This window comes from Micromonospora sp. MP36 (genome assembly GCF_008119785.1).
In the GTDB taxonomy this organism is placed as follows: Bacteria; Actinomycetota; Actinomycetes; order Mycobacteriales; family Micromonosporaceae; genus Micromonospora.
Map to the genome: position 1 here is coordinate 42,280 of NZ_VSFA01000028.1, position 12,050 is coordinate 54,329.

Genomic DNA, 12,050 nt, shown 5'->3' on the forward strand with positions numbered 1-12,050 from the left:
TCAGCCGATCCGGTCGATGACCAGCGGCGCCACGGCGGGGGCCTCCGGCGCGATGCGGACCGCCCGCTGTGCCTCGGCGAGCGCGGCCGGGATCCGCTCCGCGTGCTCGGCGCGCAGCTCGTACAGGGGGTCGCCGGCGCGTACCGGGTCGCCCGGGCGCTTGTGCAGCACCACCCCGGCCGGGATGCTCACCGGGTCCTCCTTGCGGGCCCGGCCGGCGCCGAGCCGCCAGGCGGCCACCCCGATCGCGTACGCGTCGACCTCGGCGACGTAGCCGTCCTCGGTGGCGCGGACCACCTCGACCTCGTTGGCCGTCGGCATCGGGGCGTCCGGGTCGCCGCCCTGCGCCCGGATCATCGTCCGCCAGGCGTCCATCGCCCGGCCGTCGCGCAACGCCGCCGCCGGGTCGGCGTCCGGCAGGCCGGCCGCGTCGAGCATCTCCCGGGCCAGCGCCAGGGTCAGCTCCACCACGTCGGCCGGGCCGCCGCCGGCGAGCACCTCGACCGACTCGGTCACCTCGACCGCGTTGCCGACGGTCAGGCCGAGCGGGGTGGACATGTCGGTGAGCAGGGCGACCGTCCGTACGCCGTGCGCCCGGCCCAGCTCCACCATGGTCCGGGCCAGCTCGCGGGCGTCGTCGACGTGCTTCATGAACGCGCCCGAGCCGACCTTCACGTCGAGCACCAGGGCGCCGGTCCCCTCGGCGATCTTCTTGCTCATGATCGAGCTGGCGATCAGCGGGATCGCCTCCACGGTCCCGGTGACGTCGCGCAGCGCGTAGAGCTTGCGGTCGGCCGGGGCCAGGCCGTCGCCGGCCGCGCAGATGACCGCGCCGACGTCGCGGAGCTGGGCGATGAACTCGTCGTTGCTCAGCGCGGCCCGCCAGCCGGGGATCGACTCCAGCTTGTCGAGCGTGCCGCCGGTGTGGCCGAGGCCCCGGCCGCTCAGCTGCGGCACCGCCGCGCCGCAGGCGGCGACGAGCGGGGTCAGCGGCAGGGTGATCTTGTCGCCGACACCGCCGGTGGAGTGCTTGTCCACGGTCGGCCGGGCCACCGTGGAGAGGTCGAGCCGCTCGCCGCTGGCGATCATCGCGGCGGTCCACCGGGCGATCTCCGGCCCGGTCATGCCGCGCAGCAGGATCGCCATGGCCAGCGCGGACATCTGCTCGTCGGCGACCAGCCCCTTGGTGTACGCGTCGACGACCCAGTCGATCTGCCCGTCGCTCAGCACACCCCCGTCCCGCTTGACCCGAATGACATCAACCGCCGTAAAAGCACTCACCTTAAAGTTCCTATCAGTCGTTCCGGCACCGGCCAGCAGGCCGCGACCATTGCCAAGACGGGAATCCCGCCGTGACCGACCCGCGGGCGCGCGCACGACGGGCCGGGGCCGACCGTGACCGGCGGAGGGATCAAGCCTGACCGCCCGGAGCCGGTCACGGTCGGCCCCGGCCCCCAAGCTCAGCCACCCGAGCCGGCAAACTCATGCACCCGACCAGCGAGCCGGGATCTCCATGGGCGGCTCACCCTCACCGGCCCAGAAAATGGTGCCGTTAGCGTCCACCACCACCACGCGGGGCGTACGCGCCAGCCCCCAGGTGATCGCCTCCGCCGGGTCGTCCCAGGTCGGGCCCTCCTCCAGCACGCCGGTCTCGGCGCCTTCGGTGTCCCCGGCCGACCGCTCCCAGTAGGCCGTCCAGACCTGCTGCCCGGCGGAGAGATCCGGGTGCACGAAGACGGTGCCCCGCCCCCGCCAGGCGGCCAGCCGCTCCGGCACCACCGGCACCGGCGTCTCGCCGGTCACCGCCTCCAGGTCCTCGACGCTGAACGCATGCGGGAGCAGCTCGGTCATGCGCAGCGGGCGGCCCTTCGTCTCGACCAGGCACTCCGGGCCGCCGTTCTCCCAGAGCAGCTGCCGGCACCGGCCGCACGGCATCAGCGGCTCGCCGGTGGCGTCGACGCAGGAGAGGGCGACGATCCGGCCGCCACCGGTGGCGTGCAGCGAGGAGACCACCCCGCACTCGGCGCAGAGGACCACGCCGTACGCGGCGTTCTCCACGTTGCAGCCGACCACCACCCGGCCGTCGTCGACCAGGGCGGCCGCCCCGACCGGGAACTTCGAGTACGGCACGTACGCGTGCCGCATCACCTCGGTGGCGGCGGCGCGCAGCCGCTCCCAGTCGATCTCCACGTCGTGCCTCCGTCAGCCCTTGATGTACGGCTTGCCGTCCGCCGCCGGCGCCCGGACCTTGCCGACCAGGCCGGCCACGGCCAGGATCGTCGCCAGGTAGGGCAGCATCGCCAGGAACTGGCTGGGGATGCTGCTGCCGATCGCGCCGAGGTAGGTGGCGAGCTGGTCGGCGAAGCCGAAGAAGAGCGCCGCGAGCAGCGCGCCGGTCGGGCTCCACCGGCCGAAGATCAGCGCGGCCAGGGCGATGAAGCCCTTACCACCGATCATGTTCTTGGTGAACGAGTAGAGCGCCAGGGTGTACGAGGCACCACCCACGCCGGCCACCAGTCCGGCCATGAGCACGTTGCGGTAGCGCAGCCGCAGCACCTTCACGCCGAGGGTGTCGGCCGCGGTGGGGTGCTCACCCACCGACCGGGTCCGCAGCCCCCACCGGGTACGGAACAGCGCGATGTGGATGACCAGCACCAGCAGCAGGCCGAGGTAGAGGAAGAGGTTGCTGCGGAACAGCGCCGGACCGATCAGCGGGATGTCCTTGAGCAGCGGGATCTCCCAGTTGCCGAACCGGGGGGCGCTGTTGTACTTGGTCGCGTCCGTCTGCATCAGCCGCTCGTAGAGGAAGCCGGTGACACCGACCGCCAGCAGGTTGAGCACGATGCCCATGACGACCTGGTCGACCAGGTAGCGGATGGCGAAGACGGCGAGCAGCAGGGAGATGAACGCGCCGCCGAGCGCGGCGGCGACCAGCCCCACCCAGACGCTGCCGGAGAGGCTGCCGAACAGCGCACCGGAGAAGGCGCCCATCAGCAGTTGGCCCTCGATCGCCACGTTCACCACGCCGGACCGCTCGCACAGCACCCCGGCCAGCGCGCCGAAGATCAGCGGCAGCGCCAGGTAGAAGGTGTTGCGGACGACGTTGACCAGCGGCATGAAGTTGTTCCCCGCAGGGGCGGCGGAGACCTGCCAGCAGAGGAAGCTGAGCACGAAGCCGACCAGGCCGACGCCGAGCAGCACGGTGGACCAGCGCTTGGGCACGCCGGCGAGCAGGGCGGCGCCGGCCGCCGCCGTGATGAGCCCGAACAGGATCGCGCCGACCGTGCCGTTGATCGCCAGGGCGGCGCCGCCCTCGGTCTCGCTGAGCGTGAACCGGGCCTGCTGGCCGGTGGCGAGCGCCCCGAAGAGCGCCACCGCGAGCACGCCCAGCGCCAGCAGGACGGCTCCGGTCTTGCGGGCGCGCGTCCAGAAACCCTCGTCGACCGCGGTGACGGCGACCTCGGGGACAGCCATGGTGGACATGCTTACCAGCCCTTCGCAAGGCTCGTCTGCAACCGGGCCGCGCGGGCCGCCCGGAGCTGGAAAATCGCCTTCACCAGGGCCGGCGCGGCGATGAAGATGACGATGAGCGCCTGGAGCACGGTGACCAGCTCCAGCGAGATCCCGGAGTACGACTGCATCCGGTTGCCGCCGGCCTGGAGCGCGCCGAAGAGCAGCGCGGCCATCAGCACGCCCCACGGCTTCACCCGGCCTAGCAGGGCGACCAGGATGCCGTCGAAGCCGATCTGCGCGATCACCTGCGGGGTGAGCGCGTCCGCGGTCGAGCCGAGCACCATGTTCGAGCCGCCGAGCCCGGCCAGTACGCCGGCGATCACCATCACCAGCACGAACGTCTTGGTGACGCTGATGCCGGCGGTGCGGGCGGCGTCCGGGTTCTCGCCGACGGCGCGCAGCTCGAAGCCGAGCGTCGAGCGGTTCAGCAGCCAGGCCACGAACCAGGTGGCCAGCACCGCGAGCAGGATGCCGGCGTGCACCCGCAGGTTGTCGCCGAGCAGCCGGGGCAGCTGGGCGGAGGCCTCGACCGGCTTGCTGATGGCGTCGGCGCGTCTCGGGTTCTGCACCCCGTTCTGGATGATGATCCAGGACAGGAAGTAGACCGCGACGTAGTTGAGCATGATCGTGTTGATCACCTCGTGGGCGCCGGTCCGCGCCTTGAGGATGCCCGGGATGAAGCCCCAGAGGGCGCCGCCGGCCGCGCCGGCGATCAGCGCGACGATCAGGTGCACCCCCGGTGGCAACGGCAGCGCGAAGCCGGCCACGGCGGCCAGGACCACGCCGATGGTCGCCTGGCCCTGGGCGCCGATGTTGAACAGGCCGCCCCGGAAGGCGAGCGCCACCGACAGGCCGGTGAAGACCAGGGGCGCGGTGTAGGTGAGCGTCTCCGAGATCGGGCTCAGCGCGGCGCTGAAGCCGGACGCCTCCGGGTCGAAGATCGCACCCTTGAACAGGTTCGCGTACGCCTCGCTGACCACAGTCCAGCTGGAGTTGATCGCGTCCGACGGCCGGGCGGTGATGTAGCCATAGGTGGCCAGCACCGCGGGGTCGGAGACGATGATCAGCACCGCGCCGACCAGCATCGCCAGCAGCACCGCGAGCACCGTCACGGTGACCGTGTTCGCCGCCCAGAGGTTGTCCAGGAACAGCCGGCCCAGGGAGGGGCGGGGCTCGGCTGCGGGCTCCTTGGTGGCGGTGGCGGTCACCGCGCGCTCGGAGTCGCCGGCGGGCGCGGTCGGGTTCGCCCGCGCTTCGCTCTGCGCCTCCTGCGCCTCGGTCGCCGGCTCCTTGTCCGGGGAGCCCGACACCGGGTTCGGGTTGCTCATGCCTCGTCCTCTTCGACAGGGACCTCGGGGACGGCCGCACCGGGGGTGCCGTCGGTCGGGTTCGCCGGGGCGGTGTCCGGGGTGATGCCCGCCATCAGCAGGCCGATCTCCTCGCGTGGGGTGTCCGGGCCGACGACGCCGATGATCCGGCCGCGGTACATCACCGCGATCCGGTCGGCCAACCCGATCACCTCGTCCAACTCGCTGGAGACCACCATGACGGCGGTGCCGATGTCCCGCTCGCGGATCACCCGGCTGTGGATGAACTCGATCGAGCCGACGTCCACGCCCCGGGTCGGCTGCGCGGCGATGAAGAGCTTCAGCGGCCGGGACAGCTCCCGGGCCACGATCACCTTCTGCTGGTTGCCGCCGGAGAGCGTGCCCACCGGCGCGTCCGCCGAGGAGGTACGGACGTCGAACTGCTCGATCCGTTCCTTGGCCGACTTCGCGATGGCGTCCGGCTTGAGCGACAGGCCCTTGCCGAAGGGCGGCTGGTCGTAGATGTCCAGCACCAGGTTCTCCGCGACGGAGAACTCCTTGACCAGGCCGTCGACGCTGCGGTCCTCCGGCACGTAGCCGACGCCGGCGCGAAGCACCTTCTTGGTCGACCAGCCGTGCACGGCCTCGCCGTCCAGGGTCACCGTGCCGGCGAGCACCGGCCGCAGGCCCATGATGGCCTCGATCAGCTCGGTCTGGCCGTTGCCCTGCACGCCCGCGATGCCGAGCACCTCACCGGCGCGCACGGTCAGGTCGATGCCGTCGACCGCGCGTACCTGCCGGTCGTCGTCCACCACCAAGCCGGAGACCTCGAGGACCGGCTTGCCCGGGGTGGCCGGCTTCTTGTCCACGGTCAGCCGGACGCTGCGGCCCACCATCAGCGCGGCCAGCTCGTCGCGGCTGGCGCTCGGCGAGGCCGTACCCACGGTCTTCCCGCGCCGGATCACGGTGATCCGGTCCGCGATCGCCTTGACCTCGCCCAGCTTGTGGGTGATGAAGACGATCGACTTGCCGGCGGCCTTCAGCGACCGCATCACCGCGAGCAGTTCCTCGGTCTCCTGCGGGGTGAGCACCGCGGTCGGCTCGTCGAGGATCAGCAGGTCCACCTCGCGGGTGAGGGCCTTGACGATCTCCACCCGCTGCTGGATGCCGACCGGCAGGTCCTCGATCACGGCGTCCGGGTCGACCCGCAGGTTGTACCGCTCGGAGACCTCGGCCACCTCACGACGGGCGCGCCGCCGGTCCAGGAATCCGGTGAAGCCGCCCTTGACCTGCTCGGCGCCGAGCATGACGTTCTCCGCCACGGTGAAGACCGGCACCAGCATGAAGTGCTGGTGCACCATGCCGATCCCGGCGGCGATGGCGTCCGACGGGCCCTTCAGCTTCAGCGGCCGGCCGTCGACCAGGATCTCGCCCTCGTCGGGCTGGTAGAGCCCGTAGAGCACGTTCATCAGGGTCGACTTGCCGGCGCCGTTCTCGCCGAGCAGGGCGTGGATCTCTCCAGGCTCCACCGTCAGGTCGATGTGGTCGTTCGCGACCAGATCACCGAACCGCTTGGTGATGCCGCGCAGTTCGAGTCTCAGCGCAACCTCCTGGAGTGCGAGCGATGGTGCAGCGTAGCCGCTGCCGCGCCGGTCACCTGACCGGGCCGGGGGTGGTGCGGACCGGCCGCCCCGGCGGGCGCGGGAGGAATCCCCACGTACGCCGAGGCGGCCGGATCGTCATGCGTGGTGCCCGCCGGCCTCCGCTGCCGATGATCTCATCCGCGGCGGCCCGGCGGACGGGTCACTTGGTCGGCTGGGCCTTCGAGGTGACCGTGATGGTGCCGGCGGCGATGTCCGCCTTGATCTTGTCGACCTCGGCCTTCAGGTCCGCCGGGACCTTGCTGTCGAAGTCGTGGTACGGGGCGAGCGACACGCCGTTGTTGGCCAGGGTGCCGACGAAGCCCGGCTTGGCCTGGAGCTTCTCGCCACCGGCGGCCTTGAGCACGGCGTCCTTGACGGCGTCCTGGATGTTCTTGACGACCGTGGTCACCAGCGCCGGGCAGTTCGGGGTGCTCTTGCAACCGTCGGTGTCGACCCAGATGGCCGAGTACTTGCCACCGGAAGCCTGGGCTGCGGCGGTGGTGCCGAGGCCGGCGCCGCCGGCGACCGGCATGATGATGTCCGCGCCCTGGGCGACCAGCGCGTCGGAGACCTTCTTGCCCTCGTCCTGCTTGGTGAAGTCGTTGGTGAAGGAGCCCTTCTGGGTCGCCTTGTCCCAACCGAGGACCTGGACGTTCTTGCTCTTGGTCTTGTTGTAGTACGCGACGCCGTCGGCGAAGCCGTCCATGAAGATCGTCACCGGCGGGATCGGCAGACCGCCGTAGGTGCCGACCTTGCCGGTCTTGCTCATCCCGGCGGCCAGGTAGCCGGCCTGGAAGGCGGCCTGCGTGGTGTCGAACTGCATCGGGTAGATGTTGTCCACGCCCGGGTTCGAGTCGACGATGCCGAACTGCTGGTTCGGGTTCGCGGTCGCGGCCTTCTTGGTGGCGTCGGCCATCAGGCCGCCGACGGCCAGGATGAAGTCGCACTTCTGGTTGACGAACCCGGTCAGGTTGACCTCGTAGTCCGCCTCGGCCTTCGACGCGACGTACTTGATGTCGATGTTGTCGTTGGCCTTCTTGGCCTCCTGGAGACCGGCCCAGGCGGAGGTGTTGAAGGACTTGTCGTCGATGCCGCCGACGTCCGTCACCATGCAGGCGCTGTACTTCTTGGCACCGCTGCCAGCGCCGTTGTTGTCCTTGGGGGCCTCACCACACGCGGCGGCGCCCAGCACGAGGCCACCCGCCACGAAGGCGGAGGCGACGATCCGCATCCCACGCACAGAGCGCAAGACGACTCCTTCCCATTGCACACCGCGTTGTGCGCGGTGGCAGCCCTTTCGCCGGCCTGCGGTGTGCCCGCCGGCGTCCCACGTTACGGACGGGAGCGTACGCCCGCGCCCACCCACCGGCCGACAATCGTGCACGACTGTTGGGCGTCCGTTACCCCCGTGTAACCGTTGGGTGGGGCAGATCACTTCCCGTGCCGACGGGCCTCCGGAGAGGTGTCACGAACGTCCGTTTTCCCGTGGCGTTCGCGCTGCTGACGGGCTACCGCCAGAAGACCGCCACCGCCGCGTTGGCCAGCGTCAACCCGATGATGGCAAGGAAGTGACCACGGTTGACCGACTCCCGCTTCCGGGAGAAGAAGACCATGACAAAGATCAGCAGCGCGAGCACCAACTTGGTAACAAGTTTGGCGGGTGCCGGCTCGTGCCCGTCGCGCAGCGGGGCGGACAGACCGATTCCGGTCAGCACCTGGATCACCGAGCCCCAGAGCATGGCCGCGTTGATCCGCAGCCGGCCGCTGGCGTACTGGGCGATCGAGCCGCCGAGCAGCATCGCGAACCCGATCAGATGGACGTAGAGGAGTACCAGCCGAAGAGCTTCCACGCCGCCCATCCTGCCCCACCAACGACGGACTGTAGTAGTCGGCCCGGCCAGCTGCCGTCATACCGTGACCTTGGCCGCCCGCGCTTCCCGGGCCGCGCTGCGCCCGTCGCCCCCGCCACTCCGCCGGCCGAGCAGGACCAGACCGAGACCGACCACCGCGTAGCCGGCCAGCACGGCGAGGGACCGGCCGGCGCCCGCGCCGTCGAAGAACGCCGCCGCGCGTAGCAGCGTGCCCCCGGCTCCGACCGGCAGGAACTGCCCGACGGCGCCCCACGGCTGGGGCAGCAGCTCCGGCGCGGCGCTGACCGCGGAGAGCGGGTTGCCGACCAGGAAGACCAGCACCGCACCGAGCCCGATGCCCAGCCTGCCCAGCACCGCCCCGAGGCCGGCCACGGTGCCGGCCGCGGCCAGCGCGAAGAGGCCGATCGCACCCGCCTCGAGCCACCGGTCGCCGTCGAGGACGCCGAGCCAGCCGTGCAGCACCGCCTCGCCGGCCAGGCCGGCGAGGACGGCGTAGGCCACCAGCCCTAGCAGGCGGGCGCCCCGCCGGGCCACCAGGAAGATCAGCAGTGCGCCGGCCAGCATGCTGGTGAGCGCGAACGGCAGGAACCCGGCGGCGAAGCCGGCGCCGCGCGGATCGTCCGGATCGGCCGGGACGACCTGCACCACCGGCACCGGCCGGCCGCCGGAGAGCTGGGCGGAGGCCTCCGTGAGCAGCGCGGCCACGGTCGGGCTCGCCGCCGGGGCGGTGTGCAGGGCGATCCCGTCCGGACCGGCGACGAAGGCCGCGTACGCCTCGCGGTCGCGCAACGCCCGGTCGGCCGCCGCCGCGTCCGGCAGCGTGGTCACCTCGAACGCGCCGGGCCGGGCGGCGGCCAGCCGGGCGGTGAGTTCGGTCGTGGCGGGCGCCGGGCCGGCCACGACGATCGGCAGGTCACGGGGGGCGAGGTTCGCCGCAGGCGCGGCGAAGAGCGGGACGAGCAACGCCTGCACCGCCACCACGAGGGCGGCCAGCAGGACGGCGAACAGCCACGGTGAGCGGACCCGGGACGGTTGAGCGGACATCTCCGCCTCCTAAAACGAACGTTCGTTCTCTTGGAATGAGAGTGCGCCGCGGTCGGCCGTCAGTCAAGAACGAACGTTCGCTTTACAATGTGCGACGTGCCACGCGTATCGGACGAACACCTCGCCGCCCGCCGCCGGCAGATCCTCGACGCGGCCCGGCGGTGCTTCCTGCGCGACGGCTTCCACAACACCTCGATGCAGGACGTGATCCGCGAGGCCGGCCTCTCGGTCGGGGCGGTCTACCGCTACTTCCCCAGCAAGTACGACCTGGTCACCGCGATCGCCCAGGCGGTGATCGGCGGCGCGGACCAGGTCTTCGCCGAACTGGCCCGCCACGAGCCGCCGCTGCCGGTCACCGAGGTGCTGGACCGGGCCCTGACCTACGTCGACTCCCAGACCGGCGAGGACGGCGTGCTGCGGCTGGCCATCCAGGTGTGGAGCGAGGCACAGCGGGACCCGGCGCTCGCCGAGTTCGTCCGGGCCACGTACGGCGGTTTCCGGAACCACTTCGTGGCGATCGCCCGACGGGCGGGCGAGGCCGGCGAGCTGCCCGCGGAGGCCGATCCGGAGGCGGTCGGGGCGGCCCTGTTCGGCCTGGTCCCCGGCTACTTCATGCAGCGCATGCTGACCGGCTCACCGGACCGGGCGACCTTCCTGGCCGGCGTCCGCGCCCTGCTCGCCGGCCCGACCGGCTAACCGGTCGCCCTCGGCTTGAACGTGCTCGATCGAGGAAAGTAGTGGCCTCCGGAGCACGGCGAGGCCACTACTTCCCGCGTCGAGCGTGATCTTGCGATGGCCCGGTCAGGCGAGACGCCAGACCTGGAAGGTGGGGCCGTCGGCTGGCAGCGTCACCGTGCCGTCGGCGGCGGGGCGTAGGGCGGGCGCGCCGCCGTACACGTTCTCCCCCGCCCGCAGGCCAGCCAGCCGGACCGGAGCGCCGGCCGCGCGACGGGCCAGCACCAGCACCGTGCCGGTGGGCGCCTCGCGGAGGAAGACCAGCGTGTCGCCGTCCGCGTACGCCCAGCGCAGGCCACCGTGCCGCAGCGCCGGCTCGGCGCGGCGCAGCGCCAGCAGCGACCGGTACGTCTCGAACGTGCGCCGGTCCCAGCTCTCCGGCCGGTGCCACGGCATCGGGGTACGCGACCCCTCTCCGTTCGTGCCGGTCAGCCCCAGCTCGTCCCCGGCGAAGACCACCGGGGTGCCCGGCATGGTGGCGAGCAGCCCGGCGGCCACCTCCTGCCGGGCCGTGTCGCCGACCACGGTCCGGATCCGGGCCGAGTCGTGCGAGCCGAGCAGCTGCCACGAGTGCACGTACGACCGCCAGGAGACCAGCGACCGGTAGGCGTTCATGGTGGCCAGCACCGCGCCCGCGTCCCGCCGCCGCACCCCGCCCGGGGTGCCGAGGAAGTTCGGCAGCGGCTCGTCGCCGTGGCGCAGCCAGGACCAGACCGGGTCGGTGAAGCCGACGTAGTTCATGGTGCCGTGCCAGCCGTCCCGGTCCAGGTCGCCGGTGTGGTCGTGGCCGTGCTCGGCCAGCAGCAGCCCGTCGGCCCGGGTCTCGGTCACCACCCGGCGCAGCAGGCGCGCCACCTCGTGGGTGTACGCGTCGGCCCCCCGCCGCCCGGTCATGTTCGCCACGTCCACCCGCCAGCCGTCCAGCCCGTACGGCGGGCGCAGCCAGCGGCGCAGCAGCGAGTCCCCGGCGGTGGCGAAGCGGCGGCGCAGCTCAGCGCTGCCCCAGTCGAGCTTCGGCAGCGACTTGACCCCGTTCCAGGACTCATAGTCCCCGGTCACCGCGTCGAAGTAGTACAGCTCCCGCTCCGGGGCGCTGACGTCGGACGCGGCGGCGGTGAACCACTGGTGAGCGTCGCCGGTGTGGTTGCTGGTGATGTCGCCGAGCAGCCGCCAGCCCCGGGCGTGCACCGCCTCGGCCAGCCGGGCGAGGGCGGCGTCCCCGCCGAGCAGCGGGTCGACCGTGTCGAAGCTGGACGCGTCGTACCGGTGGTTGGAGCGGGCCGGGAAGATCGGGGTGAGGTAGACGGTGTTGACGCCGAGCCGGTCCAGGTGGTCCAGGTGCTCGGTGACGCCGTCCAGGTCACCGCCGTAGAACTGGCGCGGCGTCTCCGGCCCGCGCCCGATGACGGGGGTGTCCCAGTCGCAGGGGATCGCCCAGTCCGGCGGGGTCCGGCCGGCGGCCGCGGCGGAGCGGGCGAACCGGTCCGGGAAGATCTGGTAGATCACCGCGTCCCGGGCCCAGGCCGGCGGCGGGGCGTAGCTGACCAGCTTGAAGTCGCCGTGGTCGGGCACGTCGTGGTCGACCAGACCGGCGGCGTTGAGCCAGCGGTAGCCCTGGCGGCCATCGAGCAGGAAGCGGTAGTTGCTGACCGGGTTGCGGACCTCGACGTCGGCGCGCCACCACACGTCACCGCCCTCGGTGCGGTCGACCACCGCCTCGGCGAACCGGGGCTCGCCGTCGCCGGTGGTCCGGACGTGCACCTGGCGGACGTCGGCGCCGGCCGGCACCCGGACGAAGACCGGGACGGTCTGCCCGAGCGCGGGGTCCTGCTCGGGCACGTAGGTGGCGGAGCCGTCGTGGTGCGGCTGGAGGGACATGCTGCTGCCTTTCGCGTCGTACCGACGGGGAGAGGGGCGGGCACCCGCCGCGGCCGGTC

10 protein-coding genes are annotated in these 12,050 nt (G+C 72.0%); 1 reads left to right on the plus strand and 9 read right to left on the minus strand.

Translation table 11 applies throughout. The features are described from left to right. The 8 genes from FXF52_RS19805 to FXF52_RS19840 form a co-directional block, all read right to left on the minus strand. Positions 1 to 1,281 (minus strand): thymidine phosphorylase, encoded by a 1,281-nt coding sequence (locus FXF52_RS19805; RefSeq protein WP_148798703.1) that lies wholly within the window; start codon positions 1,279 to 1,281, stop codon positions 1 to 3. A gap of 201 nt (positions 1,282 to 1,482) precedes the next feature. Further along, a complete protein-coding gene (locus FXF52_RS19810) occupies positions 1,483 to 2,190 on the minus strand; it encodes a cytidine deaminase (protein WP_148798704.1) in 708 nt (235 codons plus the stop codon). Positions 2,191 to 2,202: 12 nt separating this feature from the next. After that, positions 2,203 to 3,483, minus strand: a complete 1,281-nt coding sequence (locus tag FXF52_RS19815; protein ID WP_148798706.1) for an ABC transporter permease — start codon at positions 3,481 to 3,483, stop codon at positions 2,203 to 2,205. 2 nt (positions 3,484 to 3,485) lie between these two features. Beyond that, the gene (locus FXF52_RS19820; RefSeq protein WP_148798708.1) at positions 3,486 to 4,841 is read right to left on the minus strand and encodes an ABC transporter permease; all 1,356 of its coding nucleotides are present in this window, start codon (positions 4,839 to 4,841) and stop codon (positions 3,486 to 3,488) included. Further along, positions 4,838 to 6,421 carry an ABC transporter ATP-binding protein gene (locus FXF52_RS19825; RefSeq protein WP_148798710.1) on the minus strand — a complete coding sequence of 528 codons (1,584 nt, stop codon included), beginning with the start codon at positions 6,419 to 6,421 and terminating at the stop codon, positions 4,838 to 4,840. Before FXF52_RS19825 ends, FXF52_RS19820 begins: the two co-directional genes overlap by 4 nt. A 202-nt stretch (positions 6,422 to 6,623) precedes the next feature. Continuing rightward, positions 6,624 to 7,694, minus strand: a complete 1,071-nt coding sequence (locus FXF52_RS19830; protein ID WP_148798760.1) for a BMP family protein — start codon at positions 7,692 to 7,694, stop codon at positions 6,624 to 6,626. Positions 7,695 to 7,971: 277 nt separating this feature from the next. Beyond that, positions 7,972 to 8,313, minus strand: a complete 342-nt coding sequence (locus FXF52_RS19835; protein ID WP_148798712.1) for a hypothetical protein — start codon at positions 8,311 to 8,313, stop codon at positions 7,972 to 7,974. A gap of 57 nt (positions 8,314 to 8,370) precedes the next feature. After that, the gene (locus tag FXF52_RS19840) at positions 8,371 to 9,378 is read right to left on the minus strand and encodes a hypothetical protein (protein WP_222870580.1); all 1,008 of its coding nucleotides are present in this window, start codon (positions 9,376 to 9,378) and stop codon (positions 8,371 to 8,373) included. A gap of 96 nt (positions 9,379 to 9,474) precedes the next feature. Between FXF52_RS19840 and FXF52_RS19845 the strand changes: the two genes are divergently transcribed. Then, complete coding sequence (locus FXF52_RS19845) at positions 9,475 to 10,074, plus strand: TetR/AcrR family transcriptional regulator (RefSeq protein ID WP_187413598.1); 600 nt, start codon at positions 9,475 to 9,477, stop codon at positions 10,072 to 10,074. Between the two features lie 105 nt (positions 10,075 to 10,179). Here the strand turns inward: FXF52_RS19845 and FXF52_RS19850 are convergent, their stop codons facing one another. Then, positions 10,180 to 11,991 carry a glycoside hydrolase family 13 protein gene (locus tag FXF52_RS19850; protein ID WP_148798716.1) on the minus strand — a complete coding sequence of 604 codons (1,812 nt, stop codon included), beginning with the start codon at positions 11,989 to 11,991 and terminating at the stop codon, positions 10,180 to 10,182. Positions 11,992 to 12,050: the final 59 nt, after the last annotated feature.

Bases quoted from the DNA above. Each gene is read 5' to 3' on its own strand.
- FXF52_RS19815 (WP_148798706.1), bottom strand. From the start codon at position 3,483: ATGTCCACCATGGCTGTCCCCGAGGTCGCCGTCACCGCGGTCGACGAG.
- FXF52_RS19820 (WP_148798708.1), bottom strand. From the start codon at position 4,841: ATGAGCAACCCGAACCCGGTGTCGGGCTCCCCGGACAAGGAGCCGGCG.
- FXF52_RS19830 (WP_148798760.1), bottom strand. From the start codon at position 7,694: ATGCGGATCGTCGCCTCCGCCTTCGTGGCGGGTGGCCTCGTGCTGGGC.
- FXF52_RS19840 (WP_222870580.1), bottom strand. From the start codon at position 9,378: ATGTCCGCTCAACCGTCCCGGGTCCGCTCACCGTGGCTGTTCGCCGTC.
- FXF52_RS19850 (WP_148798716.1), bottom strand. From the start codon at position 11,991: ATGTCCCTCCAGCCGCACCACGACGGCTCCGCCACCTACGTGCCCGAG.